The sequence below is a fragment of the Chloracidobacterium sp. genome (genome assembly GCA_016711345.1).
In the GTDB taxonomy this organism is placed as follows: Bacteria; Acidobacteriota; Blastocatellia; order Pyrinomonadales; family Pyrinomonadaceae; genus OLB17.
On sequence record JADJTD010000001.1, the window covers coordinates 2,903,764 to 2,928,395 of the forward strand.

A 24,632-nucleotide genomic window follows, 5' to 3' on the forward strand; every position below is an offset into this window, starting at 1 on the left:
TCGCGTTCGGCGCCGAGAACGACTGTAACGATTGGAATGACGATACTGGATGGAAAAGGTTAATGAAGAGAACGACAGATACTGAATGGGGACCTTTCTAAAAAAGCCAAAAAAACGCCTTTCGCCCGATGGCTTTTTGGGGGTCTCCGATGGCTTTTTGACCCTCAAAGGTAGCTTTTGCGCAATAAATAAATGTGCAGTTCTTACAAGTACAATATATTCAACAACTTAACACTGATAGCATAACCCCACACTTTAGCTTATTTCAAAATGCCGCATTCAAAAAACATCGATTTTGCTAACAAATCGCAACAATGTGGCACGTGCCACATTTAAAAATCATCAAATTTAGCGCTATTTTTAAAAAATGAACTTTCGGAAAAATAGAATCAAAATTTGCGCCTAAAATGAATGGATGAAACATCTCAAAAGCTAAGGCTTATCAAATTTTAGCGACGGGTGCTAAATGGTTATCGATTCGCGGTATTCGCCCCATACTTTGCGGAGAGCGTGGCTGATCTCGCCGACGGTGACTTGGGCCTCGACGGCTGTGAGAATGCGCGGGAGAAGATTTTCGGTACCGGTGGCGGCATCTGTGATCGCCTGCAACGCATTTTCGGCGTCGTTGGCATTGCGTTTGGCGCGGACGGCTTGGGTGCGGGCGACCTGTTCGCGTTCGATCTTTTCGTCTATGCGTAACACAGGCATTGGAACTTCCTCTTCCAACTGAAAACTGTTCACGCCGACGACTATCGCATCATTCGTTTCGACCGCACGCTGGTAATCGTAAGCGGCTTCCTGGATCTCGTTTTGGACATAGCCAGTCTCGATCGCACGAAGCATTCCGCCCATGGCGTCGATCTTTTCTATGTATTCGAGAGCGATGCGTTCGAGTTGAGTGGTCAATTCTTCGATAGCGTAACTTCCCGCAAGCGGATCGACCGTGTCGGCAACGCCGGATTCGTGTGCGATGACCTGCTGTGTGCGAAGAGCGATGCGTGCGGCATTTTCGGTCGGCAGCCCGAGAGCCTCGTCCATCGAATTTGTGTGCAGGCTCTGAGTGCCGCCTAGAACCGCAGCGAGTGCCTGTATCGTAGTGCGAACGACATTGACCTCTGGCTGTTGAGCGGTGAGCGTCGAACCTGCCGTCTGCGTATGAAAACGCAGCGTCAGCGATTTTGGATCTTTTGCTCCAAAGCGCTCTTTCATGATTCGTGCCCACATACGTCGAGCGGCCCGGAATTTGGCGATCTCTTCGAGCAGATTGTTATGGGAATTAAAGAAGAAAGAGAGTCTTGGCGCAAATTTATCAACGTCGAGGCCGACATCCTTAGCGGCCTGCACATAACAAATGCCGTCGGCGAGGGTAAATGCAATTTCCTGTGCGGCGGTCGAGCCGGCTTCGCGAATGTGGTAGCCGGAAATCGAGATCGTGTTCCAATTCGGCACCTCGGCGGCACAATATGCGAACGTGTCGGTGATCAGACGCAGCGATGGTTTTGGAGGATAGATGTAAGTTCCGCGAGCGATGTATTCCTTGAGAATGTCGTTCTGTATCGTGCCGTTGATCTTATCAAAACCGACGCCCTGCTTTCGTGCGACAGCCAGATACAGGCAAAGAAGCGTCGAAGCAGTTGCGTTTATTGTCATCGACGTCGAAACCGCATCAAGCGGAATACCATCGAACAGCGTCATCATGTCGTCTAGGCTGTCAATGGCGACGCCGACCTTGCCAACCTCGCCAGCCGCAAGCGGGTCGTCCGAATCGAGCCCAATCTGAGTCGGCAGGTCAAATGCGACGCTCAGTCCGGTCGTGCCTTGCGACAGAAGATACTTGTATCGGGCGTTTGATTCTTCAGCGGTGGCAAAACCGGCATATTGCCGCATCGTCCAAAGCTTGCCGCGATACGAATTACGTCTGATGCCGCGAGTGTAGGGAAAAGTGCCGGGATCGCCAAGATCCTCGACGTAATTAACCGGTGCAGTGTTATCTGGATTGAAATCGTTCGGAAGCTCAATGCCCGAAGATGTCTCAAATTTCTCGCGTCGCTCTGCCATAGCGGAAATAGATTAGCACAAGCCGGGCGAGTTGCTTAACTAAACAGCAATCGTTGCACTATTTTGACTAATCGGTGCGGCTACTCTAGCATTTCACTAGCCGTGAACTATTTTAATTACTTTACCGAGATCGAGGACACTTTCGTTCGACGGCGTGGAAAGCACCTTTTTCTGAGCCCGCTGGACTGGGCTATGATTGAAGCCTGGCAGGATCGCGGAATTCCACTGCATATCGTTATCAGGTCAATTGAGTCAGTATTTGATGTATATGATAAACAGCCGCCAGCGATGCGGACTCGCACGATAAAGAGCCTCTTCTACTGCCGCGAAGAGATCGAGGTTCAATACAACGAATGGCAGACCTCGCAGACTGGAAGGAGTCAGGAGTCAGAAGTTGGGAGTCCTGAGCCGGAGTTTTCAAAGGAATCGATCAGCGGTCATATAGAAAAATCGATCGCGACTTTGAAAGCTGTTTCTATGGAAGGCTTGAAGGAAGATATCGCCCGCGCGATCTCAAGGCTCGATGAGTTGACCGGTAGTCTGAGCAGTGACTTTGAATCAATTGATAAGACGCTCAGCGACATTGAAAAACTTATCGACCGTGCAATGCTAACGCATTGGGAGTCATCGCATCTGAAAACCTTAAAGAAAGAAATTGCAGGACAACTTCGCATCTATAAAAGCGAAATGGAGCCTGATGCCTACAAAAACACGTTTGAGTTGATGCTGTTGAAAAGGCTTCGCGAAGAAGCCGGCGTACCACGCCTTGGATTATTTTACTTGTGAAAAAACAATACACTATCGGTGATATTCTCGAGGTTCGGATCGAAAAGATCGTTCCGCGCGGGCTTGGGCTTGCGTTTGTTGATGGCTTAACGGTTTTTGTGCCGCTCAGCGTTACCGGCGACAAACTCAGCGTTCGCATTCGTGAGGTAAAAAAGAAAATAGCCTTCGCTGATATCGTCGAGGTCATCGAGGGTGGTGAACAACGCATCACTCCGCCGTGTGAATATTTCGGATCATGCGGGGGATGCGATTTTCAGCAGATGAATTATGCGGCGCAGCTCGATGCCAAGGTTGGGATAATCCGCGACTGTCTGCATCGCATTGGAAAAATAGACTATGACGCGGAGATAAATGTCATTCCCAGCCCGCAGCAATTTGGTTATCGTTCGCGTGCACGTTGGCATATCGACCGCGACAAAAAGGCAATTGGCTATTTTCGCCGCGATTCGCACGAGGTCATCGACGTGCAGAAATGCCCGATCCTCACACCTGAACTACAATCGGCTCTCGATGATCTCCGCATGAGGCTTAATTGGGACGAGATCTGGAGCGACAAAGCTCAGATCGAAGCCGCGAACGGTGAAGACGGCAGCATCTCGACCTATTCTGCTGATATGGCCGAACCGACATCTGAACTCACCTTCGAATTTGATGGTAACAATTACGTTTATTCATCGGAGACATTCTTTCAGGCGAACAAATCGTTGATCCCTGCACTCGTAGAAGCCGCTCTTGGCGATGCTATAGGCGAGGCTGCTTTTGACCTTTACTGCGGCGTCGGTCTTTTTACGATTCCGATGGCAAAGCGTTTCGGCACGGTTGTCGGCGTCGAGGAGAGCGGAAAGTCGGTGAAATTTGCGAAACGAAATGTTTACACCTCTGGCCAAACGAACGTGCGGCTTGCTAGCCAGAGTGTTGCTAAATTCTTGATGGAAAATCAAAAAAAGGGACTCGACTTTATCCTTATCGACCCGCCACGCAGCGGCACTGAGAAACAGACGATACCGAAGATCGCGAGGCTCAAGCCGGCACATATTTCATACGTTTCGTGCGAACCGTCGATCCTCGCGCGCGATCTGAGCATCTTGATTGACGCAGGCTATAAGATCGAAAAAATAACCGCACTCGATATGTTCCCTCAGACGCATCACGTTGAGACGGTCGTTCGACTGTCGGTAGCCCGCACGTAAGTAAGGGCTCGCCATTGCAAAGATGAGCCCTTACTTACGTGCGGGCTACTGACATGCTCTGCAACTTTTATTTGCGGCATTTCGTTCTTTAAGATGTTGGAAATACTATAGAAATTACTTATGTCGAAAAAGAAACCTGATTCCCAAGAACCATCATCCGCGATCACCAAAAGCATGTCCGTCAAATGCCGCTATTGCGGGCAAAAGAATGCGGTCAAGGCCGATTATGTAAATGACGCCGCGAATTGCGGCCGTTGTAAGCTGCCGTTATCTAACGAGCCGCATAAAAAATTTACGGCGCTTCACAAAGATGACTACATTCACGACGCCGACAAAAAGGCGCTCAAGGCTCTCAAGCAAATTCCCGGCGTCGATTCCGCATTAAAAAAGTTTCTTGCTTGGACGGGTGAGTCGGCGATCCGTGTTTCTTTTATGGCAAGCGCCGTAAAAGTTACTCCGAAGCAATGCCCTGATCTTCATGCCAAATTACAGATCGCCTGTGAGACGCTCGGAGTAGAGATGCCGGATTTGTTCGTCCAGCAAAATCCGATGGTCAACGCTTTTACCGGCGGCGTCGAAAAGCCGATCATCGTTTTGCACTCTGCATTGATCGAGCGGCTTAGTGACGAAGAAACTCTTGCCGTGATCGCTCACGAGGTCGGCCACATTCACGCCGAACACGTCCTTTACCTTACTGCGGCGCGACTGATGGAAGCTCTGATAAATGTTTCTGCCGCACGCCTGCTTCCGGGCTCTGAGATCATCAAGCTAATTATCTCAATGGGCATCGCCAGCGCCCTGCTTGCGTGGGCACGCAAAGCGGAATTGAGCTGTGACCGCGCTGCTTTACTTGTCACGCAAGACCCGCACGTCGTTGGCCGTACGATGATGAAACTCGCCGGCGGCACATTTGCCTCAAAGATCGACTACGAACTTTTCCTCGAACAGGGACGCGAATTCAAAAAGAACTACGACGCCAGCCGCCTCGACCGCTTCTGGGCAGACGTAATGAACTCCGGCCTATCACACCCATTCCCCATCTGGCGCGTCGCCGAGATCCTCGAATGGGTCGAAACCGGACAATATCAAACACTGATGGAGAAAAAGTAATGTTTAGGCTTGTTCGAATTCCGGTAATGTTGTTGTTGATTTCGCTTGCCGTCATTGGGCAAACAAAAAGCGACCGCGAAAGAGCAAATCTTCTTGGCCCCGTTAAGTCTGTTAGTGAATCCTATACGCGTTACAAAAACTCAAAACCGAAGAAGCGAGATACCGTCACATACAATTCAAAAGGCAATGAGATCGAGCGTTTTATGGTCAGCGACTATGGATTTGAGATGGGCAAACAAGCACAAACGTTTGATAGTTTGGGGCAGTTAACGGAAAGCACTTATACTAATGAAAAAGGCATTGTCGTCGAGAGGTATAAATATTCTTATGTCAGGGGCAGATTGGTTGAGTCGTTGCACTATGACGGAAAGAGCGTGCTGCGTGAGAAGACGGTGCGGATATTTGATTCTGAGGGAAACCTAACAAAAGAGACCTATTTTGACCCAAACATTGCGCGAGCTGAAACTGTTTATACCAATGACACCTCGGGAAAAGCGATCGAGGTCGCTTTCTATCTTACGGGCGGCAAGAAGGCGTACGCTCCAATCGGGCCGTGCCTTGGCGCTCATCGAGTAACCTTTGGCTACGACGATAAAGGCAGAGTGATCTCAAAATCAGCATTTGAAACAGACGGCAAGTTAAAGAAGAGTTGGACCTATGCTTATGACGAGCGCGGTAATATTTCGCTTTATGTCATCAAATCAAACCCAATTATTACCACTGTGTCATACAACTATGAGTACGACGAAAAGGGTAATTGGATAAAGCGAACATCAGTTCGTAACGAGGACGGCCAACTCTTTGATTTTATGTTGGGAGTTGCTGGGAAACCCGTAACGCCTGAAGAGAAGAAAAAAATCGAGGAAGAGAAGGCCAAATACGCTCCTTCGCCTGAGATCACGACCCGTGAGATCACCTATTACTAATTACAGTGATTATCGTTTTGACTACAGTATCCAACGTGGACGAAGGCGAGACACTTGCTCATGCTGCCTGCGTTCAGATTCTCCCGCAAATGACTTCTATTTACATCTGGGAAGGCAAGGTGCAAAAGGAAAACGAATACCTGGTTCTCATCAAAACCCTGCCTGAAAAATGGAAAGAACTGCGAGACTTGATAACTGCAAATCACAGTTACGAAGTTCCTGAGATCATCGCTATTGATGCCGCCGAAGTTTCAGAACAATATCTTGATTGGGCAACAAAGACCTTAGTTTAATTGTCAAATATCTATATAAAAACTACTTTCCATTATCGATTCCGGCGTTGCACGTTTTGACGATGAAATCTACAGCGTCTTTTGGCGAATCGGTCAGGTGAATCAAGCCGAGGTCTTCGGAGTTGATCATTTTTTCGTTGAGCATGGTAGATGTCAGCCACGAGAGAAGGCCGCGCCAGTATTGGGAGCCGAAAAGGACGACGGGGAAGTTGCGAATCTTGCGTGTTTGTATCAGCGTTAACGCTTCGAAAAGCTCGTCCATTGTGCCGAATCCGCCGGGGAAGATGACGTATGCGTTGCTGTATTTGATGAACATCGTCTTGCGGACGAAGAAATATTTGAAGGATAGCGATTTGGTCAGATACGGATTTGGCATCTGCTCGAAGGGCAGCTCGATATTGCAGCCGACCGAGGTCGCTCCGGCATCGTGAGCACCGCGATTTGAGGCCTCCATAATGCCCGGGCCGCCGCCCGTGATGATCTCGAAACCGGCCTTGCCGAGCAATTTCGAGGTTTGGCGGGCAGCTTTGTAATAAGGATCTCTCTCACTTGTTCGCGCCGACCCAAAGATCGACACGCCTCGCGTGATCGTCTGCAGGTGATCGAAACCATTAACGAATTCGCCCATGATGCGGAAAACACGCCACGAATCGGAGGTTTTGTATTCGTCTTCCGGTTCAGGCGATCGCAGCAGTATCTCGTCGTCAGTCAGATTCCAATATCCGGTCTCTTCCTCACGCTTTTTTGCCTCAGCGACGGTTTTCGGAACGACAGGTTTCTTTTTGCTGTTGTTTTTTGGTTTGTTTGCTTTTGTTATTGCCATTTTTCGATTTTGGACTTTGGATTTTAGATTTTAGATTTCAGATGTTTTCAAACAATCCAAAATCTAAAATCAGCAATCCAAAATCGTTAGATTCCCATTATGTTATATCCGCAATCGACGTAGATCGTTTCGCCGGTGATGCCGGAGGCTAGATCGCTGACTAGGAAGAGTGCGGTGTTGCCGACTTCGCTTGCTTGGACGTTGCGTTTTAGCGGGGCCTTTTCGCCAACGTAGCCGAGCAGCGAGCCCATATTTTTCACTCCGCGTGCAGAGAGCGTGTTGATCGGCCCGGCGCTGATCGCGTTGACGCGGATGTTGTTTTTGCCGAGATCGGCAGCCAGATAACGTGTCGAAGCTTCGAGTGCGGCCTTTGCAACGCCCATGACGTTGTAGCTGGGAACGACTTTCTCAGCACCGTAATAGCTCATCGTCACAATGCTGCCGCCGTCGGTCATCAGCGGCGAAGCGGCAAGAGCGATCTGCGTCAGCGAGAATGCACTGATCTCAAGCGCCGTGCGAAACGCTTCTCGTGTTGTGGTGACAAACTCGCCTTCGAGAGCTTCTTTCGGAGCAAAGGCGATCGAATGAATGACGAAATCGAGCCTGCCGTATCTTTGTTTTACGGATTCGAACGCGGCATCGACATCAGCCTGATTTGATACGTCGCAGGGAACGACCAGCGAATCATTTAACGTACCGGCGAGTTCCTCGACGTTTTCTTTCAAACGCTCGCCTTGATAAGTGAACGCCATCCTAGCACCATGCTCCGCACACGCCGCGGCACATGCCCAAGCGATCGAACGCTTGTTCGCCACGCCGAATATCATTCCTATTTTGTTTTCTAACATAGTCTTATTCGCTCAGATAAAGTTTCTGCAGCATTTCAAAATCGAGCAGTCGAATATCGATATCGACCGGCGTATCAGAAAACCGCTTTGTGCCGAGCGTTGAACGGAGGTCCTCTTCTTCGCGTTCGGTAAGCTGCGTAACCAATACCAACATCAATCGCAGATGCAGGCGACTTTTCATATCGGCAAGATTTTTCTTGGCTTGCGCGACTTTTTTCAGCATCGATTCAACGCGATCCTGCCGCACGTTTGGTGTTACTAGGAACGTGACTTCGATGCAAGTTATCAAATCCTGATCGACCAACATGCCGTCAAACGGCGATTTGCCGATGCTGACATGACGCATCAGCGGAAGGTTTTCTTCCTGTTGTATCTGCCGCAGAGCGAGGTCGCAGGCCACGACATACGCCATAAACAACTCAGGAAGCTGTTCGTCGCCGACCCTGAGCAGACGAGCGAGTTCGCGAACTTCGATGGTGGCATTTTGCCGCTGCAACTCCGGCAACTCGGCGACCCAATCAATGAATTTGCGGTCATCGACAGCGGCGATGCGGCGTCTGGCTGCGATATCGACGAGTACAACAACGACGAAAACCGCTCCGGCGGCAAAAAATAGCAATGCGGCCGTCAAATTCCAGTCTTTGAGCGACATGATAAAACCCAACAACAGAACGAAAGCCATCGCTCCGGCCGCTGCGATCAGCGGATAGTTGGTCTTTTGCCTATCAAGTCGGGCAAGCGGATTTTGGCCAATTTTATCCATCGGCAAAGCGGGATCTATGCAGCCGTAGAAGCCCTTTCAAACGGAATGTCATCAAAATGCGTCATCGTCTTGAACGCCTTGAACCGGGCGTTGATCTCGGGATAGTCGAGGGCATCGACGCGTTCTGTGCCGAACTCTTCAACGTTGAACGACGCCATCACAGAGCCGTAGATCATAGCCCTGCGCAGAGTCTCGTCGTTGATGTCCTTTTGAGCGGCGAGATAGCCCATAAAGCCGCCGGCAAAAGTATCGCCCGCACCTGTCGGGTCAAAAACGCTCTCAAGCGGATATGCCGGAGCCGCAAAATAGCCGTCCTTTGTAAACAGCGTCGCGCCGTATTCGCCGCGTTTGATGACGACTGCCTTAGGCCCTATCGCCATGATGGCCTTTGCGGCTTTGTGGATGTTTGGCTCGTCCGTTAACTGCCTCGCCTCGGCGTCGTTGATGATGATGCAATCGACAACCTTGATCGTTTCGATCAATGCATCCTTCATCGACGTGATCCAAAAATTCATCGTGTCCATCGCTACAAACTTCGCGTTCGGCATTTGTTCACGAACCTGTTTTTGCAGCATCGGAAGGATGTTGGCGAGAAACAAAAGATTGGCGGCCTTTGAATTGTCGCTTAATTTCGGCTCGAAGGTCTCGAAAACGTTCAACTGCGTGTCGAGCGTATGAGCCGTGTTCATGTCGAAATCGTAACGCCCGCTCCAGAAGAACGTCTTGCCGTCAGGCACGATCTGGATATCGTCGGTATTGATCGCGTGACGCTTAAAAACCGCCCACTCTTCGTCGCCGAAATCACCGCCAACCACGCCAACCGCATTCACCTTTGTAAAAAAGCTCGCCGACAACCCAAAATGCGTCGCCGCACCACCAAGAATCTTATCCCGCTTGCCAAAAGGCGTCTCCAAAGCATCAAACGCAACCGAACCAACTACTGTTAATGACATGTCTTATATAAATCTCCAAATAGAATGACTAAAACCTATATTTTACACGTCATATATGATTTTTGCGATTCGACTAAATCGGAACCGATTGCACGAGCGGCTCTGACATTTGCTGTCCCGCTGTACCACGAGTTTTTTTGTCCGGCTTGTCCGGTATTGTCCGGTGACTCGACCGGACAACGTAACTCACTGTTTTTTGTTGAAGTTACAGCGATTTTTTGCCCTTGTCCGGCGAATTTTGCAAAAAAGTAGGAAAACGTAAGACAAAATTATTAATTACTGCAAATAAACGGCTTGCACAAACCCACCTCGTCCAGAGGAAGCGATCATCGACCGGACAAGAATGGCGTAGTGGCCACCACGGAATAATTTGTCAAATAGCAAAATTTCTGTAATTACAACGATGTACGTATTAGTATGGCACATTGTTGCATTTGTGGGAAGGTGTCACGATTTTTCGAAATGGCGTAGCTTTCGAGTCAGGACAAGCGCCAAGGCGGATTCTTGCGATTGTCGCCGGCGTTGAAGAGGCAAATTTTGTTGCCGTTCGGGTCTTTTAGGAAAGCCTGACGCCAGAGCCATTGGCGGTCGGTTGGCGGTTCGGTGAACTCGAGTCCTGCTGCGGTGAGGCGTTCGTATTCGGCATCGATGTCGGCGCAGTCAAAATAGAGCACGATGTTATTTAATGACTCAACCGGCGTCAGTTCGCCGAACTCCAGCACCGACAGCGTCGCGTCGCCATCAGGACACTCAAGCCGTGCGTAACGCGGCAGGGAATCGACTATACGGCGAAGTCCGAGCTTTTCGAAAAACTCGACTGTTTCAACGGTTTTGTCAGAGTAAATTGTGACTTGGTTGAGATTCATTTGAATTGCCACTAGCTTTAGCTAGTGGAACAGAGTAATAAAAAAAGCATCCGGCTTTAGCCGGATTCTTGGGCTAAAGCCCGAGCCATCTTATGAAGCCAACCACTAGCTAAAGCTAGTGGCAATTCATTTTACTTTTATTACCGCAAGCGTCTTTTTGGCATCCTCGACGAACTTACTGTCGGGATATTTATCAACTATGGTCGAAAGATAAGCTATCGCGTCTGCCTTCAGTTTCTCAGGAGCGAATTTCTCTTTTTCTTTCTCGGCTTTGAGATTTACCTTTTGTTTGCCTTTATTCGCGGAAAGGTAATAGCTGCTCATCCCGGCCATGTAGAGGAATTCGTCGATGCCCGTAAATTCCGGGTAAGCCGCATACGTCTCTTCAAATCGAAAGATCACCTGTTTGTAAGCCTGCTTCAAAGGCGTAAAAGCCTGCCGTGCAACGTCGAGGTTGTGCTTGGCGTCGGCTTCAAGGATCGGATCGACGGCAAGCGTGACATTGCGCTGGGCAGATGCTCCAATGACCGAAACTGCAAGGACGATGAAAGCTAGGGCGAAAAACTTTTTCTTCATAACTAATTACAGATGATGAAACCATGCGAATAGTTTTCTCCGCTATGAAGCGAGCAAACTATTTGTATTCTGGATTAGCTTTGAATCTACCAATCCGTTGAAAACGGTTCTGAAAATAGAGATGCTAACGGTGGGCACTGACATAGAATAGAGCAAATATCCGTCAGCCAAAGTCACTACAGCATCCTTCCAGGGGATCAATATTGGTCGGTGGAATAATACAAACGGAAACACTCCCGACAAATAAACACCATCAGCCGAATAGCCAAACTTCAGACAACTCCGATAGCTGCCAAATATAATTGGTATTCCATAACCGTTGTCGAAGACTGCCGACTGAAACCACCAAGATTGAAGAAGGTCAGCCTTATTTACGCCATGAATAGCCCGAAGTTTTATCCACCCGCTGGTATGGCTAAAACTCCACGACATTAAAATAAAGCCCACAATAAGGGCCAAGAGCACGATCCCGAATTCATAAGCAGCCTGACCTAGCGGGATGTTCTCTTTAGTCATTTCGCATACTTGCCAATAATCGCATCGAGTTTCTTAGCAGTCTCATCTGGCCATAGGTCGGGTGCGGTGAAGATAGCGTTTTTTATTGCGTCGCGGTATTGGTTTGGCGTCTTCTTATCGGCGACACGTTTGACGGCGTCTTTGAGGACGAGCTGTGCGTTGCGGACGTTCTTGTTCAAGTATTCGACGACCATGTCGATGGTGACGGCGTCGTGGGTTTCGTGCCAGCAGTCGTAGTCGGTGACGAGGGCGAGCGTGGCGTAGGCTATCTCGGCTTCGCGGGCGAGCTTGGCTTCTTGCAGGTTGGTCATTCCGATGATGTCCATGCCCCATTGGCGATAGACGTTCGATTCGGCTTTGGTCGAGAACGCGGGGCCTTCCATACAAAGATAGGTGCCGCCGCGATGCGTGTTGACGCCTACTCTCGCGCAAGAAGCTTCGAGAATGTCGCCAAGCTCGTCGCAAACAGGATGACCAAAGGTCACGTGACCGACGATGCCTTCGCCAAAGAATGTCGATTCTTGCGCTCTGGCTCTCGTCCGGTCAAAGAACTGATCGGGAATAACAAAATCCGTTGGAGCGTATTGTTCCTGCAAACTGCCAACTGCCGAAACGGACAAAATGTACTCGACGCCGAGCAGCTTCATTGCGTAGATGTTCGCACGGAAGGGAAGTTCGCTGGGTGTGAGCTTGTGTCCCCTGCCATGCCTCGGCAAAAATGCGACGGTCACGTCGTCGAGTTCGCCAATAATGAACGCATCAGACGGGCTGCCAAACGGGGTTTCGACGCTCAATTCCCGCACATTTTCCAATTCCGGCATCTGATAAAGCCCACTGCCGCCGATGATTCCGATTTTTACTTGTTCCATTTATTCTCGAGCCCAGGCGTTGGCGAGGGCGATATCTGAACGTTGAGTGTTACGCCCTTACTAACGTGCGGGCTTCTGCAACTCTGCTGCAGTAATTTTACCGTTGACCTCGGCCAGCCTGCAAAGCGGCATCTCGATATCGTGATAAAAATGGCAGATCCAGTTTTCTTCTAAAGCCTGCGGCAGGATGCGTTTTTTGAATTCGAGTGTTTCAGTTGGATAAAGGTCGTAGCTCATTATCCACGGCAGCGGCAGATGATGACGAGTCGGGATCATGTCGAAAAAGCCGAAGAGTGTTTCGCTGCCGCGTGTGAGTTTGGCGGTCTGCATTGTCTCCGAGTGGCCGCGAACTTGTTCGACCGTGAGCCCCTCGACAGGCTCGTATTTGTCGGGCATCAGTTCAAGTTGTTTGCTGTCGATCAACGGCTGCCAATTTTCGGAGAGGTAGCTTGCTCGGTCGCGTTGGTGAGGGTTTTCGGCGGCGTGGAATTCTGATTGAGATACCAAATAACGGGCGTTGGGAAAAGAGGGATGAGGGATGAAGGATGAGGGATGAAACCTAAAGTCCTGATGTTCATCCCTCATCCTTCCGCCCTCATCCTTCAAAACTGTGTTGCCGCCGGCGTGGTCGAAATGGAGGTGCGTGTTTATGATTATTGTTATGTCTTCGGGTTTGCAGCCTGTTATATCTAACAGCGACTCGGCAAATCTCTTTTTGCGGGAAATGCCGTAGATCGACGTTTCCTTCGCGGACCATTTCTCGCCCATTCCGGTTTCGATCAGGATCTTTTCTTTATCAGTGTCGATGAAGAGGCAATTGCAGGTAAGCTTGATACGGTTGAGTTCATCAGGCGGGCACACGCGTTCCCAAAAAACGCGAGGGACGACACCGAACATCGCCCCTCCGTCTAATTTGAATTCGCAATCGGGAACGATCTCGACGCGGTAATCACCGAGTAACATAATTGAGAATTGAGAATTGAAAATGGAGAATTGAAAACGCCATCAGCAATTTTCCATTCTCCATTCTCAATTTTGAATTAGTTATTTCTTCTTAGGTTCCGGCTTTTTAGCGTCCGGCTTGACCGGTTTGCCGTCGGGACCAGTTACCTGTACTCCAGGGGGGATACCGCCCGGAGGCATTTGCGGCTGCTGTTTCTCTCTCATCTGCTGCATCTGCTCTTCCGTAACTTCGGGAACAGTAAAATCGTCGGGCACCTGAATATTATTTTTTGCGATCAGGTCCTCAACAAGTTTCTTTTCCTTCTCTTCTTCCAGCTTTGACCGGACGTAGTCTTTTACCGGCATTTCGCGGGCATTCGGCTTTTCAGGATCTTTGAATCCGGTTGAGATCAAAATATGGCGGGCATCGTAGGTATCCTCAGGTGCTTTGGTGTCCTTCGAGGCTGGTTTATTCGGACTTGGCCCAAGTTTTCGCTCGAGTTTGATGATGTGGAAACCGTAGTCGGTTTCAACCAATTCTGGCGAGACCGCTCCTTCCTCTAACGCCAGTGCCGCAGTTTCAAAAGGAACGACCATGCGGCCTTTGGGCACATCTTTGTAAATTCCGCCTTGCATAGTTCCATCAGGCCCTTTGTTACCAGGATCCTGAGTGAATTCGTTTGCCAGTGCGGCAAAATCCTCACCGGCCTTCGCCCGTTCAAGAATCTGCTGCGCCTGAGCTCGTTTCGTATCTGGGCTCAGTTCGGGATGTTCGGTAATGTATTTAGCAACGTCCTCGTCAGTGACCTTATCAGTGTCTGCTCGTTTTTCTGAATAGAGACGTGCGAGGTACTGTGCCTGCTGAAGTTTGACCTGCAGATTGGCCTTGGTAACAAACTCAGGGGCAAGTTCCCCGGCGTTAACTTTCTGCAAATATTCGGCACGATAAATTCTGGTTTTTGCAAAAATATCGCGCGCCTGAGTTCGCTCTTCATCGCTGATCTCACGGTCTTTCATTTCCGGACTGCTAGCCTTAAGAACTTTGATTTTTGTGTCCAGGAAATCAGCAAACTCGGCATCGTGCGATCTCTGTTCGGTCGGGGCACCAAGGCCGATCTTTTCCATCATGCCGGCAAACCAGCCTTGTCCTGTGCCGGCTGGCGTTTCGCCCGCCCAGAACGCATTGATCTGATCCTCGGTAATAAAACCGAACGGAGGCATCGGGCCTTTGTCCTTATTGATTTCCTTGTCGTAGTTCACGGCAAGTATCTCAGCCCGAATATTCTCAAGCTCCTGACGATTAGTCGGATCCGCTGTCAGCCCTTCGCGTTGAGCCTCACTCGCAAATGCCAGAAGCTGTTTCAGATTTTTGACCTGATCCTTTTTCATTTCGGGATCTTCCTTAAGACGCTTCAAGACCATTGGATTGGTCTTGGCGACGTCCGCCAGAAGAGCCTCGATCTCGGGGCGTGTGATCTGGTTAAAAGATTCGCTTGACTGACCGCCGACTTTCTTTTTCCAAACGACGAGCCCAGCCCCGATCGCCAGGATGACGACGACCAAAATAAGTCCTTTTGTTAAATTACTCAATGCCTTAAATCCTCACTTACAAAAATATCCGTTAAAATCGCTAAACGGTCATATTATCAAATTCTTCTAGATTCAACTAATAAAAAAGCCTTATTTTACGGTTTGAACCAATTCGAGCAAAACACCGTTTGACGCTGACGGGTGAACAAAAGCGACCAAACAGCCCTCAGCACCGATACGCGGAGACTCGTCGATGAGACGCATGCCCTTCGACTTGAGTTTTGCGAGAGAAGCCTCGATATCATCGACCTCAATAGCAATATGATGAATTCCGCCGCCGCGTTTCTCTAAAAACTTGCTGATCGGCGAGTCATCGCTGGTCGGTTCGAGCAATTCGACACGGCTTTCTCCTATCTGCAGCATCGTGACGCGAACCTTTTGATCCACAACGACTTCGGTGTGTACATTTTCAAGCCCGAGAGCGTCACCCCAGAATTTCAGGGCTTCGTCTATGCCTTTTGTTGCGATTCCTAGGTGGTTTATTTTCATACTTATAAGATCTCGGTGTCAGGCTGTCCCAAAGTGTCCCAAACGCCGTGGGACAGGCTAAACTATTGATTCTATTGACTATTTCTGCAAGTGTCCCACTGTCCCACCGTTTTTTTGCCTCAATCGAGCAATTCCTCCACCGCTGAGTATGGATCTTTTCGTTTGTCTGCAATTTCTAAAGCCAGCCTGTCGAGCTTTTCTCCGGTTCCATTTCTGCTGAGCAGATCCGACAACAATCTCTCCTGCAAAAGCTCCAATAAACGCCATTTTGCGATAGCTTGACGGCGCACTTTGCTTCCTGACCCTTCGGTTTGGTAGGCATAATAGGCTTCGATGGCCTTTGAAAGGTCTTCGATGCCTTTGCTTTCGGTGGCGATGGTCTTTACTATCGGCGGATTCCACATATCGGGCCGATGGGCGAGGCTGAGCAGGGATTCAAGCTCTTTTTGTGTTCGCAGAACGCCTTCGCGGTCGGACTTGTTAATTACAAAAACGTCGCCAATCTCCATAATTCCGGCTTTGATGGCCTGAATATCATCGCCCATTCCCGGCACAAGCACGACCACCGAAACATCGGCTGTTTTTACGATCTCGACCTCGTCCTGGCCTACACCGACTGTCTCGACGATGATCTTATCAAAGCCTGCCGCGTCCATTATTGCTACGCAATCCACGGTTGCTCGCGAAAGTCCTCCGAGATTTCCACGCGTTGCCATCGAACGTATGAAAATGTTCTTTTGAGTACCAAGCTCTGCCATCCGAATGCGATCACCAAGTATCGCTCCACCGGAAAACGGGCTTGACGGATCGATGCAAACGATTCCGACCTTTTCGCCAGCATTTTTGTAAAAGAGAGCAAGTTTATCGACAAGTGACGATTTACCAGCGCCAGGAGAGCCTGTTATGCCGATGACGGTCGCCTTGCCTGTCTTTGGAAAGATGGCTTTCATCAAAGCGGCCGCATCGTCACTGCCGCTTTCCATTTTTGTGATCGCGCGGGCGATCGAACGCGGATCGCCGGCAAACACTCGTTCAATTAATTCTTCATTCGACATCAAAAAAACCTAAGCAATTATCTTCTCATTCTTTGAAATAAAAACAAAAAAGGCGAGCTGGTTGGCTCGCCCTAAATAATTAGTGTCGGATGCTTCGCCCTTACTTACGTGTGGGCTTTTGCAATTACATCTGGCCTTCGTCGGCTGATGGGCCGTAGATCGATGGGACGGGAATGTCGTTGAGGCGCAGATAGACTGAAAGTTGACCGCGGTGGTGGACGATGTGGTTCATAACGAAGGAGCGCATCACTGCGACTTTTGGCATCGTCATATAAACCTGCTCCCCGTTTCGCATCGTCCAGTCGGTCATAAATGTTTCGTCGGATGTTTCGGCTAAGATGATCTTTGCTTTTGCGATGTGATCGTCAAAGAAAGCGAGCAATTCCTCTGTCGATTTTGGCTCAAATGGCGTGAAATCCATTGTCGCAAAATCCAGAACATCGCTTTTCAAGGTTTCTTTTGTCCAGCCGAACATTTCGGCACAGTGAACGGCAAGCCGGCCCATGGTCATCGACTTTTCATGTGGTTTCCAATCGAATTTCTCTGCTGGAACGCGTTCGAGGCAACTGCGTGTAACCTTTGCCTCGTTGTCTAATTCTGCTAAAAAGGCCGATGCAAGGCGGCCTGCACTCATTGAGGTACTTGAACTCATAATTTTACTCCTGTTTGGTTTTTGAAACTAGAAAATGATTGTAACACAAAATTGCACAAATGCAACAGCAGGGCTTAATGTTTTTTTGAACGCGGATTTAGCGGATCAGGCGGATTAAAACGGATATAAAATCAGTATTCTGATCGGGTTTGATCCGCCTGATCCGCTAAATCCGCGTTAAGAAATTATTTACATCACAACGACTTCAGCAGATTTTTGGCAATAACGAGCCGCTGGATTTCTGACGTGCCTTCGCCGATGGTGCAGAGTTTTGAGTCGCGCCAGTATTTTTCGGCAGGATAATCTTTTGTATAGCCGTAGCCGCCGTGGATCTGCACGCTTTCTTCTGAAACGCGAACGGCGGCTTCGGAAGCATAGAGTTTCGCCATTGCCGATTTTTGACTTACAGGCTTGTCGGCGTCTTTCGTCGCTGCTGCTTGGAGCGTAAGTAATCTCGCACATTCGATCTGCGTTGCCATGTCGGCGAGCTTGAACTGAATGGCTTGAAACTCCGCGATAGGCTTGCCGAACTGCTGGCGTTCTTTTGCGTATTTTACGGCTGCTTCGTATGCTCCCTGAGCAATGCCGACCGACAATGCCGCGATGGAAATGCGACCTCCGTCGAGGATCTTCATTGCCTGCATAAAACCTTCACCCTCGGTTCCTAGACGGTTTTCGTCGGGGACATAGCAATCTTCGAAAACAACAGACGCTGTTTCCGAAGCTCGCATCCCGAGCTTGTTTTCCTTTTTGTCCGAGCGAAACCCTTCCATCGACTTGTCGAAGATAAAAGCCGAAATCCCGCGATTGCCCTTGGTTTTGTCTGTTACGGCGACGGCGACGAGCGTGTTGCATGCAATGGCGTGTGTGATGAAATTCTTCGAACCGTTGACCTTCCAGCCGCCGTTGGAGCGAACAGCTGTTGTGCGAGTCCCCGAAGCATCTGAGCCAGCCTGCGATTCTGTTAACCCCCACGCTCCGAAAGATTCTCCACTCGCCAAAGGTGTGAGATATTTCTTTTTCTGTTCTTCATTGCCAAAAGTGTAGATGTGGTTAGAGCACAATGAATTATGGGCTGCGACCGACAATGCAACCGATCCGCAGACTCGCCCAAGTTCTTCGATGATCGTTGCGTATTCGACATAGCCCATGCCTGCGCCGCCGTATTCTTCGGGAAACAGGACGCCCATCAGGCCAAGTTCGGCGAGTTTGGGACGCAGTTCTTCAGGAAAATGCTGCGTTTCGTCCCATTCCATCACGCGGGGCTTGATCTCGCTCTCGGCAAATTCGCGGATGCTGTACTTTATCTGCTGCTGTTCTTCAGAAAGTTCAAAATTCATATTGGTGTGTAAAAGCAAACAATTATGTTTGCATAACGTGTTGTTTGGAAGCAAGTTTTTCCTAGAGAAGTTATAATTCCAATATGGACTGGCGTGCAAATATTCTAACGACGGATGACGAGATAAGGACGTTGTTAACGGGAACTAAAACCATTGCTGTACTTGGCATTAAGCCTGAGTCGCACGCCGGACAGCCTGCGTTTTACGTTGCCAAATTCATGGCTGATGTGGGTTACGACATTATCCCAGTTCCGGTTTATTATCCTGAGGTGACAGAGATCCTGGGCCAAAAAGTTTATCGTGATCTTAGTCAGATTCCGGGTGAGATCGATCTTCTTAATGTATTTCGACGCTCCGAAGACATTTCAAAACATACGCTCGATATCCTCTCAAAAAAACCAAAGGCGGTATGGTTTCAGCTTGGCATTCGCAATGACGAAGTTGCGGAGCGTCTAGCCGAAGCGGGCATTAAAGTTGTTCAGGATCTGTGCTTAATGGTCGAACACCGAGCGTTGATAAAGTAAGGAAAAACCGCATGTGTAAACAGTTGACAGGACGCTGAACTAACTCCTTCTAACAGCGCTCTTGACAGCCGGTTTATTTGAACCGATCTGCTCGATCTCTTTTTGAGTCAACGGGCGGCTTTCGCCGACTTTGAGATATTTGTCCACGATCGGTCCGATGGCGGTGCGTTTGAGCTTTACGACGGAATGGCCGATAGTGTCGAACATTTTGCGGATCTGCTGATTGTGGCCTTCGTAAAGAGTGACCTCGTACCAGCCGTTTTTGTCGGTTGGCGGTAGTTCTTTTATCTCGGCGGGTGCCGTTTTATAACCATCTTCGAGAAGGACGCCTCGACGCAGTTTGTTGATGGCGTTTTTGTTTGGTAACCCTTTAACTTTTACTTCGTAAATTTTCGGGATCGATTTTGAACCGGCAACGTGGTTTGTGAAATTCCCGTCGTTGGTGAGAATTATCAGTCCCTCGGAATTGTAATCAAGCCGCCCGACGGGGTGAAGTCTTCCTTTGCCTTTGACGAGATCCACAACAAGCTTTCGCCCTTCGGGATCGGCCGCACTCGAAAGGTAGCCTTTGGGTTTATTCAGAAGAACATAAATATCTGAGCGGCCTTGGAGTTTCTTATTGATAAGGCGACCGCGAACTTTTATGTGATCTTTTTCAGGGTCGGCCTTTGTTCCAAGCTCAGTCACAATGTGGCCGTTTACCGAAACCTGGCCGTCGATCATAAGCTGTTCAGCGGCGCGGCGTGAGGCAATTCCGGCTTGGGCGATTAGTTTTTGTAATCTTTCCTGCATAAAGAGTCATTTCACCACAAAGGCACGAAGTACACAAAGATAAGCAAATAAACCTTTGTGTTCTTTGTGCCTTTGTGGTGAATCTTACTGGACTAAATCCTCGAAGTCCTCGATCGACGGAAGTTCTGAAAGATCTTTTAGACCGAATTGAATGAGGAAGTCTTTCGACGTTCCGTACATCATTGGGCGGCCGACGGCTTCTTTGCGGCCTTTGGCTACGATGAGGCGTTTGTCGAGAAGGGTTTTGATCGCTGATGCAGACTGGACACCGCGAATTTCCAAGATCTCAGGTACGGTTACCGGCTGTTTGTAAGCGATGACGGCGAGGGTTTCGAGCGAGGCTATGGAAAGCTTTGCTGACGGACGAGTCTTTAGAAATGTCCGTATCTCTTCGTGAAACTCGGTTCGCGTGGCGATTTGCCAGCCGCCGGCGATCCCGCGTATTTGAAGGCCGCTTTCACGCGATTCATACTCGCGTTGGAGTTCTTCGACGGCAGCAGTAACTCTGTCACGCTCTTCTTCAAGCACCTCGGCGAGCAGCTTTGAAGTCACCGGCTCGTCAGCGACGAAAATGAGGGCCTCAACGAGTGCGACCAACTCGGCGGTTGTGCGTACGGGTTTTTGTTCGGCGGCTGATTCCATATAAGCTGTGTGGTTTACATCTTCAACCACCCGCTACCGCAGGTGGTTCTGACATTCTGAGAATAATATCTCCAAACGTCACCTTTTGCATCAGTTTTACGCTTTCCGTTCGGACGATTTCGAGAACGGCGATGAATGCTGTCACGAGTTCGCGTTTTGAATGCATTTCTTCGAAAAACTTCAAGAGGCTAAGTTCTCTATCTTCAAAAAGACGACGCTTTAGCGTTTTTAGCATGTCTGCGAGCGAGATTTCTTCACGCTCTATCTCCATTTTGATCTCATCGACGTGTCGGGCGACGATCTTTTGAAAGATGGTCAAAATATCAAACACCGAAGCATCAACCTCGGTATTATCATCCGATTCGATCGGCCCGCGTGCAAAGACGGCCTGTTCGATGGTCGCACGCTCATAGAGCATTCCGGCGGCGGTCTTGAATTTTTCGTATTCGAGCAGGCGGTCGACGAGTTCCTGACGCGGATCGTCGATCTCTTCGTCCTCAGTGACAGTCGTGTCGCGCGGCAAGAGCATCTTCGATTTGATCTCGATCAGCGTTGCCGCCATCACGAGAAAATCGGTCGCGACTGTTATATCAAGCCGCGTCATCAGCCGGATGTATTCGAGATATTTTTCGGTGATCCTCGCGATCGGGATGTCGAAGATGTTCGCCTGTTCCTGTTTGATGAGATACAACAGCAGATCGAGTGGCCCGGCGAAATCGCCGATCTTGATGTTCACGGCTTCGGAATCGCGCACAATCGTCGCGCTTTCTTTGTGAAAATCAAAAGTGAAGTGTTCGGGTTGTTCCATTTCTTACAGAAAGATTTTAACGCAAAGTCGCAAAGATGCTAAGACGCAAAGTTCTTGAGGTCTTCCAGTCTGACGATCTGCAGCGCGGCTTCGTGCGTCGCTTCAAGATCGACCATAGGAGCCATTCCGTCCTCAAAAGCCTGCTGCCAGCGCGTCACGCAAAGGCACCATTTGTCGCCGCCTTTCACGCCCGGAAAATCAAACTGCGGCATCGGTGTCGAAAGGTCGTTGCCGACCGATTTAGAATAAGCCAAAAACTCATCCGTCGCCAAAATACAAACTGTATGACGTCCTGTATCGTCGGCACCCGTGCGGCAATAGCCGTCACGATAAAAGCCTGTCATCGGGTCGGTGCAGCAGCTTTTCAGGTCGCTGCCGAGGACGTTTTTCGGTGTTGGGTAATGGCCGTTGCCATTTGTTATGCTCATTTAACGTTTCTGTTTCCGGCTGACTGATGATCACTGAATCCACCGGAATTTTTTCAATAATATTATCTGGCCTGTTCTCTACTACCGAAGGCTTTTTGCCGTTTGGATAGCGTAGGTACTTTACGATATTATCACTGCCATTCAAAACTAACTGCATGGCAGCGTTAGCAGTTATTTTGTTTCTATCGCCATTGATAACTATTTGGCGGCAAACTCCGGCGACCGTTATTGTTCCATCACTGCCATTTATCATTAAGCGATTATATTTAGTGCAGACGGTTTTAGTGGTTTGCTTATAGCCGTTAGCAGAGATCGGGTCGCCTTCTACAGAGGTGTCAACTTCAACGATATCAACCGGATCAGGCGGCGTGGTAGATGGCGACGGCTGAATAGTCGAAGTTGGCTTTGCCTCCCATTTTTCCATCTCTTCTTTCGCAATACCGCTACGGAGATCACATGATGTCAACATCGCGATCATCGACACAAAAGATAAAATAATGAAAGGTTTTATCTTCATCTTGAATCAAGAAGGTCTAATGCTCTTTCGATCGGCCTGGCTAAGACTGCTTTTTCTCCAACCTCAATAATTGGCCGTTGAATGATAGACGGATGTTCGACCATTGCTCTTATTATTTCTGCATCAGTTGACTCGGAGGTGATTCCAAGTCCTTTGAAATCCGGCTCAGCTCGCCGTAAAACATCATAAGGCCTTAGTCCGGTTTTCTTTAATATCGACGCCAACTTTTTCTCAGTAAAAGGGTCGATAAAATAATTGACCTTGTCGTGACCGATGCCTTTCTCAAGGAAGAGTTTTGAGAGCTTTCGGCACGTTGTACAGGTTGGTTTTTCGTAAACTGTGATCTTCATCTATTTTATACCCGTTTTATTATAGACGTCCGTGAGTGTCGAAGCGGCGACAGAGCGAGCTTTCTCCGCACCAGTCTTTAATATCGTTGTCAGCGAAGTGTCGTCGTATTGTTTTATTTTTTCCTGAAAAGGACGTAAGAACTCGACGGTTACTTCAGCGAGTTCCCCCTTGAACTGGCCGTAGCCTTTGCCTTCGAAATGTGCAACGCATTCCTCCGCAGACTTGCCCGTTAGGAGCTGGTAGATCGTCAGCAGATTCTTGATCGCAGGCCGTGTTTCGTCAAAGTTAATCTCTGTTCCACTATCAGTGACGGCACGTTTGACCTTTTTCGTGATCGTGTCGGCGTCATCAAGCAAAAAGATCGAGCCGTTAACATTCTCGTCCGATTTCGACATCTTTTTTGTCGAATCCTGCAGCGACAGAACATTCGCTCCGACTGGCGGAATGTATGGTTCTGGGATCTTAAACGTCTCGCCGAAATCGCGATTAAACCTCTCCGAAAGGTCACGCGTTAATTCGAGATGCTGTTTTTGGTCTTTGCCGACGGGAACGAGATCGGTTTGGTAAAGCAGAATGTCAGCGGCCATTAAAACTGGGTAAGTGAAAAGACCGACGCTTGCGCGGGCGACGGACTTTTGTGCCTCAGTGTCACGAAGTGATCCGAACAGTAGTTCAGTAATTCTAGGGTCTGGTTCTTTCGAGGCAAAGGCATCGATTCGGCCTCTATCATACTCATTGAGAAGATCAGCGAGCTGTGGCAGACCGGTGTTCGGAGTTCCCTTTTGGGTCTTATCTTTAAACTGCGTCATCCGTTCAAGCTCACCCATTCGGGCGACGCAGGACAGAACCCAAGTTAATTCAGCGTGTTCGGGAACGTCGGACTGAATAAAGATCGTTGCTTTTTCAGGATCGACCCCGGCGGCTAGGTATATGCGTGCGAGGTCGAGCGTTTTTTGGCGTAGAACCTTTGGGGCTTGCGGCAGAGTGATCGCGTGGAGATTTACGATACAGTAGAAACTCTCGTATTCATCCTGCAGCTCGACCCAATTGCGAAGAGCACCAAGATAATTGCCAATGTGCAGATCGCCGGTAGGCTGCGCGCCGCTAAAAATGCGTTTCTTCATAGACTAGAGTTGCAGAAGGTACCTTAATCCGTAAAAGAAAGGAGTGATAATAATCCTTAGAATACCTATATAAATAAGTGCCATAAGAATCAAAAAGCCATACTGCTCGAACAGGTTGAAAATCGGTTCCGCACTTGCCGGTAAAAAGGTCTGCAATATCTTGCTTCCGTCGAGCGGCGGAAAAGGCAACAGGTTAAATACGAAAAGCGACAGATTCAGAGTCATCAAATAACCGACGAGAATGACTACAGGATTAGTGCTGCGACCTAGAAAATCATTGACCGAAAAGCCCTGCGATATCATAACCTTAGCTATCACAAACCCGATGACCAGAAGTATCAAATTAGCCGCCACGCCTGCTATCGAAACTGAAATATTTCCCCATTTATAGTTGGTCCACTTTCGCGGATTGACCGGTGTCGGTTTTCCCCAGCCCAAAAGCGGGATCGATCCCAACGCTCCGCCCACTGAACCAAAAATAAAGGCGAGCATAGGAATCAGCAGTGTTCCGATCGGGTCTGTGTGGGCAACAGGATTTATCGTCACACGACCAAGCATGTATGCGGTATCATCACCAAATTTGTACGAGGTCCAAGCATGGCCGGCTTCGTGAACCGAGATCGCCAGCACTAGCACGACCATATAGATCACGAGGTGACTAACCAAATTCAGTACATCTATATCGCCCATATTCTTTCTATCGCAAATCTACTTTCACCGATCTAAATAAGCAATTTGATTGTCTTAACAGCTAAATTGTGACATTCTTTTAGTACAAAATAAAATCTCCATTCTGGAATT

29 protein-coding genes are annotated in these 24,632 nt (G+C 49.0%); 6 read left to right on the forward strand and 23 right to left on the reverse strand.

Annotated features, from left to right (window positions below; genetic code table 11):
- Positions 1-462: 462 nt before the first annotated feature.
- The gene (locus tag IPL32_11960) at positions 463-2,058 is read right to left on the reverse strand and encodes a methylmalonyl-CoA mutase (protein MBK8466538.1); all 1,596 of its coding nucleotides are present in this window, start codon (positions 2,056-2,058) and stop codon (positions 463-465) included.
- Positions 2,059-2,160: 102 nt separating this feature from the next.
- Here IPL32_11960 and IPL32_11965 point away from each other — a divergent pair, with 102 nt between their 5' ends.
- The 5 genes from IPL32_11965 to IPL32_11985 all read left to right on the forward strand — a co-directional run bounded on the left by IPL32_11965 (position 2,161) and on the right by IPL32_11985 (position 6,363).
- Complete coding sequence (locus IPL32_11965; protein ID MBK8466539.1) at positions 2,161-2,844, forward strand: hypothetical protein; 684 nt, start codon at positions 2,161-2,163, stop codon at positions 2,842-2,844.
- Entirely contained in the window at positions 2,841-4,034 is a 1,194-nt protein-coding gene (locus IPL32_11970; protein MBK8466540.1) for a class I SAM-dependent RNA methyltransferase, read from the forward strand. Before IPL32_11965 ends, IPL32_11970 begins: the two co-directional genes overlap by 4 nt.
- A gap of 120 nt (positions 4,035-4,154) precedes the next feature.
- On the forward strand, positions 4,155-5,144 hold the full coding sequence (locus IPL32_11975; GenBank protein ID MBK8466541.1) for a M48 family metalloprotease: 990 nt from the start codon (positions 4,155-4,157) through the stop codon (positions 5,142-5,144).
- A complete protein-coding gene (locus IPL32_11980; protein MBK8466542.1) occupies positions 5,144-6,070 on the forward strand; it encodes a hypothetical protein in 927 nt (308 codons plus the stop codon). Before IPL32_11975 ends, IPL32_11980 begins: the two co-directional genes overlap by 1 nt.
- A complete protein-coding gene (locus IPL32_11985) occupies positions 6,070-6,363 on the forward strand; it encodes a divalent-cation tolerance protein CutA (GenBank protein ID MBK8466543.1) in 294 nt (97 codons plus the stop codon). The genes IPL32_11980 and IPL32_11985 overlap by 1 nt, the downstream gene beginning before the upstream one ends.
- 22 nt (positions 6,364-6,385) lie before the next feature.
- On the opposite strand, the gene IPL32_11990 is transcribed toward IPL32_11985, so the two are convergent.
- The 14 genes from IPL32_11990 to IPL32_12055 form a co-directional block, all read right to left on the reverse strand.
- On the reverse strand, positions 6,386-7,186 hold the full coding sequence (locus IPL32_11990) for a TIGR00730 family Rossman fold protein (protein MBK8466544.1): 801 nt from the start codon (positions 7,184-7,186) through the stop codon (positions 6,386-6,388).
- An 86-nt stretch (positions 7,187-7,272) separates the two neighbouring features.
- A complete protein-coding gene (locus IPL32_11995; GenBank protein ID MBK8466545.1) occupies positions 7,273-8,034 on the reverse strand; it encodes an enoyl-ACP reductase in 762 nt (253 codons plus the stop codon).
- A 4-nt stretch (positions 8,035-8,038) separates the two neighbouring features.
- Complete coding sequence (locus tag IPL32_12000) at positions 8,039-8,797, reverse strand: hypothetical protein (GenBank protein ID MBK8466546.1); 759 nt, start codon at positions 8,795-8,797, stop codon at positions 8,039-8,041.
- 14 nt (positions 8,798-8,811) lie between these two features.
- Positions 8,812-9,750: a bifunctional hydroxymethylpyrimidine kinase/phosphomethylpyrimidine kinase gene (locus IPL32_12005; GenBank protein MBK8466547.1), complete on the reverse strand. Its 939-nt coding sequence runs from the start codon at positions 9,748-9,750 to the stop codon at positions 8,812-8,814.
- 479 nt (positions 9,751-10,229) lie between these two features.
- Positions 10,230-10,616 carry a VOC family protein gene (locus IPL32_12010; protein ID MBK8466548.1) on the reverse strand — a complete coding sequence of 129 codons (387 nt, stop codon included), beginning with the start codon at positions 10,614-10,616 and terminating at the stop codon, positions 10,230-10,232.
- Between the two features lie 126 nt (positions 10,617-10,742).
- The gene (gene bamD, locus IPL32_12015) at positions 10,743-11,192 is read right to left on the reverse strand and encodes an outer membrane protein assembly factor BamD (protein ID MBK8466549.1); all 450 of its coding nucleotides are present in this window, start codon (positions 11,190-11,192) and stop codon (positions 10,743-10,745) included.
- Positions 11,193-11,234: 42 nt separating this feature from the next.
- Positions 11,235-11,708 carry a hypothetical protein gene (locus tag IPL32_12020; protein ID MBK8466550.1) on the reverse strand — a complete coding sequence of 158 codons (474 nt, stop codon included), beginning with the start codon at positions 11,706-11,708 and terminating at the stop codon, positions 11,235-11,237.
- On the reverse strand, positions 11,705-12,577 hold the full coding sequence (locus IPL32_12025) for an S-methyl-5'-thioadenosine phosphorylase (protein ID MBK8466551.1): 873 nt from the start codon (positions 12,575-12,577) through the stop codon (positions 11,705-11,707). The genes IPL32_12020 and IPL32_12025 overlap by 4 nt, the downstream gene beginning before the upstream one ends.
- 60 nt (positions 12,578-12,637) lie before the next feature.
- Complete coding sequence (locus IPL32_12030; GenBank protein MBK8466552.1) at positions 12,638-13,540, reverse strand: MBL fold metallo-hydrolase; 903 nt, start codon at positions 13,538-13,540, stop codon at positions 12,638-12,640.
- 81 nt (positions 13,541-13,621) lie between these two features.
- Positions 13,622-15,109, reverse strand: a complete 1,488-nt coding sequence (locus IPL32_12035; protein MBK8466553.1) for a peptidylprolyl isomerase — start codon at positions 15,107-15,109, stop codon at positions 13,622-13,624.
- A gap of 90 nt (positions 15,110-15,199) precedes the next feature.
- Positions 15,200-15,604, reverse strand: coding sequence for a methylmalonyl-CoA epimerase (mce, locus tag IPL32_12040; protein MBK8466554.1), 405 nt, complete (start codon positions 15,602-15,604; stop codon positions 15,200-15,202).
- A gap of 113 nt (positions 15,605-15,717) precedes the next feature.
- Complete coding sequence (gene meaB / locus IPL32_12045) at positions 15,718-16,653, reverse strand: methylmalonyl Co-A mutase-associated GTPase MeaB (protein ID MBK8466555.1); 936 nt, start codon at positions 16,651-16,653, stop codon at positions 15,718-15,720.
- Positions 16,654-16,777: 124 nt separating this feature from the next.
- The gene (locus IPL32_12050; GenBank protein ID MBK8466556.1) at positions 16,778-17,287 is read right to left on the reverse strand and encodes a DUF664 domain-containing protein; all 510 of its coding nucleotides are present in this window, start codon (positions 17,285-17,287) and stop codon (positions 16,778-16,780) included.
- Positions 17,288-17,499: 212 nt separating this feature from the next.
- Entirely contained in the window at positions 17,500-18,645 is a 1,146-nt protein-coding gene (locus IPL32_12055; protein ID MBK8466557.1) for an acyl-CoA dehydrogenase family protein, read from the reverse strand.
- A gap of 83 nt (positions 18,646-18,728) precedes the next feature.
- Here IPL32_12055 and IPL32_12060 point away from each other — a divergent pair, with 83 nt between their 5' ends.
- Positions 18,729-19,169, forward strand: a complete 441-nt coding sequence (locus tag IPL32_12060) for a CoA-binding protein (GenBank protein MBK8466558.1) — start codon at positions 18,729-18,731, stop codon at positions 19,167-19,169.
- A gap of 39 nt (positions 19,170-19,208) precedes the next feature.
- On the opposite strand, the gene IPL32_12065 is transcribed toward IPL32_12060, so the two are convergent.
- The 8 genes from IPL32_12065 to IPL32_12100 all read right to left on the reverse strand — a co-directional run bounded on the left by IPL32_12065 (position 19,209) and on the right by IPL32_12100 (position 24,521).
- A complete protein-coding gene (locus IPL32_12065) occupies positions 19,209-19,961 on the reverse strand; it encodes an rRNA pseudouridine synthase (protein ID MBK8466559.1) in 753 nt (250 codons plus the stop codon).
- An 84-nt stretch (positions 19,962-20,045) separates the two neighbouring features.
- The gene (gene scpB / locus IPL32_12070; protein ID MBK8466560.1) at positions 20,046-20,603 is read right to left on the reverse strand and encodes an SMC-Scp complex subunit ScpB; all 558 of its coding nucleotides are present in this window, start codon (positions 20,601-20,603) and stop codon (positions 20,046-20,048) included.
- 22 nt (positions 20,604-20,625) lie between these two features.
- Complete coding sequence (locus IPL32_12075; GenBank protein MBK8466561.1) at positions 20,626-21,411, reverse strand: segregation/condensation protein A; 786 nt, start codon at positions 21,409-21,411, stop codon at positions 20,626-20,628.
- A 38-nt stretch (positions 21,412-21,449) separates the two neighbouring features.
- Positions 21,450-21,839: a DUF2237 domain-containing protein gene (locus IPL32_12080; GenBank protein ID MBK8466562.1), complete on the reverse strand. Its 390-nt coding sequence runs from the start codon at positions 21,837-21,839 to the stop codon at positions 21,450-21,452.
- Positions 21,736-22,356 (reverse strand): DUF3060 domain-containing protein, encoded by a 621-nt coding sequence (locus tag IPL32_12085; protein ID MBK8466563.1) that lies wholly within the window; start codon positions 22,354-22,356, stop codon positions 21,736-21,738. The genes IPL32_12080 and IPL32_12085 overlap by 104 nt, the downstream gene beginning before the upstream one ends.
- Positions 22,353-22,706 carry an arsenate reductase gene (locus tag IPL32_12090; GenBank protein ID MBK8466564.1) on the reverse strand — a complete coding sequence of 118 codons (354 nt, stop codon included), beginning with the start codon at positions 22,704-22,706 and terminating at the stop codon, positions 22,353-22,355. Before IPL32_12090 ends, IPL32_12085 begins: the two co-directional genes overlap by 4 nt.
- A complete protein-coding gene (trpS, locus tag IPL32_12095) occupies positions 22,707-23,831 on the reverse strand; it encodes a tryptophan--tRNA ligase (protein ID MBK8466565.1) in 1,125 nt (374 codons plus the stop codon).
- 3 nt (positions 23,832-23,834) lie between these two features.
- On the reverse strand, positions 23,835-24,521 hold the full coding sequence (locus IPL32_12100) for a site-2 protease family protein (GenBank protein ID MBK8466566.1): 687 nt from the start codon (positions 24,519-24,521) through the stop codon (positions 23,835-23,837).
- Between the last annotated feature and the right edge of the window lie 111 nt (positions 24,522-24,632).

Excerpts from the sequence above, each read along its gene's own strand:
- IPL32_11975 (MBK8466541.1), top strand. The coding sequence starts at position 4,155 with ATGTCGAAAAAGAAACCTGATTCCCAAGAACCATCATCCGCGATCACC.
- trpS (MBK8466565.1), bottom strand. The coding sequence starts at position 23,831 with ATGAAGAAACGCATTTTTAGCGGCGCGCAGCCTACCGGCGATCTGCAC.
- IPL32_12085 (MBK8466563.1), bottom strand. The coding sequence starts at position 22,356 with ATGAAGATAAAACCTTTCATTATTTTATCTTTTGTGTCGATGATCGCG.
- IPL32_11990 (MBK8466544.1), bottom strand. The coding sequence starts at position 7,186 with ATGGCAATAACAAAAGCAAACAAACCAAAAAACAACAGCAAAAAGAAA.
- IPL32_12025 (MBK8466551.1), bottom strand. The coding sequence starts at position 12,577 with ATGGAACAAGTAAAAATCGGAATCATCGGCGGCAGTGGGCTTTATCAG.
- IPL32_11980 (MBK8466542.1), top strand. The coding sequence starts at position 5,144 with ATGTTTAGGCTTGTTCGAATTCCGGTAATGTTGTTGTTGATTTCGCTT.
- meaB (MBK8466555.1), bottom strand. The coding sequence starts at position 16,653 with ATGTCGAATGAAGAATTAATTGAACGAGTGTTTGCCGGCGATCCGCGT.
- IPL32_12090 (MBK8466564.1), bottom strand. The coding sequence starts at position 22,706 with ATGAAGATCACAGTTTACGAAAAACCAACCTGTACAACGTGCCGAAAG.
- IPL32_12080 (MBK8466562.1), bottom strand. The coding sequence starts at position 21,839 with ATGAGCATAACAAATGGCAACGGCCATTACCCAACACCGAAAAACGTC.
- IPL32_12075 (MBK8466561.1), bottom strand. The coding sequence starts at position 21,411 with ATGGAACAACCCGAACACTTCACTTTTGATTTTCACAAAGAAAGCGCG.
- IPL32_12030 (MBK8466552.1), bottom strand. The coding sequence starts at position 13,540 with ATGTTACTCGGTGATTACCGCGTCGAGATCGTTCCCGATTGCGAATTC.
- IPL32_11960 (MBK8466538.1), bottom strand. The coding sequence starts at position 2,058 with ATGGCAGAGCGACGCGAGAAATTTGAGACATCTTCGGGCATTGAGCTT.
- IPL32_12020 (MBK8466550.1), bottom strand. The coding sequence starts at position 11,708 with ATGACTAAAGAGAACATCCCGCTAGGTCAGGCTGCTTATGAATTCGGG.
- IPL32_12000 (MBK8466546.1), bottom strand. The coding sequence starts at position 8,797 with ATGGATAAAATTGGCCAAAATCCGCTTGCCCGACTTGATAGGCAAAAG.
- IPL32_11995 (MBK8466545.1), bottom strand. The coding sequence starts at position 8,034 with ATGTTAGAAAACAAAATAGGAATGATATTCGGCGTGGCGAACAAGCGT.
- IPL32_12055 (MBK8466557.1), bottom strand. The coding sequence starts at position 18,645 with ATGAATTTTGAACTTTCTGAAGAACAGCAGCAGATAAAGTACAGCATC.
- IPL32_12065 (MBK8466559.1), bottom strand. The coding sequence starts at position 19,961 with ATGCAGGAAAGATTACAAAAACTAATCGCCCAAGCCGGAATTGCCTCA.
- IPL32_12100 (MBK8466566.1), bottom strand. The coding sequence starts at position 24,521 with ATGGGCGATATAGATGTACTGAATTTGGTTAGTCACCTCGTGATCTAT.
- IPL32_12060 (MBK8466558.1), top strand. The coding sequence starts at position 18,729 with ATGGACTGGCGTGCAAATATTCTAACGACGGATGACGAGATAAGGACG.
- IPL32_12005 (MBK8466547.1), bottom strand. The coding sequence starts at position 9,750 with ATGTCATTAACAGTAGTTGGTTCGGTTGCGTTTGATGCTTTGGAGACG.
- IPL32_12010 (MBK8466548.1), bottom strand. The coding sequence starts at position 10,616 with ATGAATCTCAACCAAGTCACAATTTACTCTGACAAAACCGTTGAAACA.
- scpB (MBK8466560.1), bottom strand. The coding sequence starts at position 20,603 with ATGGAATCAGCCGCCGAACAAAAACCCGTACGCACAACCGCCGAGTTG.
- IPL32_12050 (MBK8466556.1), bottom strand. The coding sequence starts at position 17,287 with ATGAGTGCAGGCCGCCTTGCATCGGCCTTTTTAGCAGAATTAGACAAC.
- bamD (MBK8466549.1), bottom strand. The coding sequence starts at position 11,192 with ATGAAGAAAAAGTTTTTCGCCCTAGCTTTCATCGTCCTTGCAGTTTCG.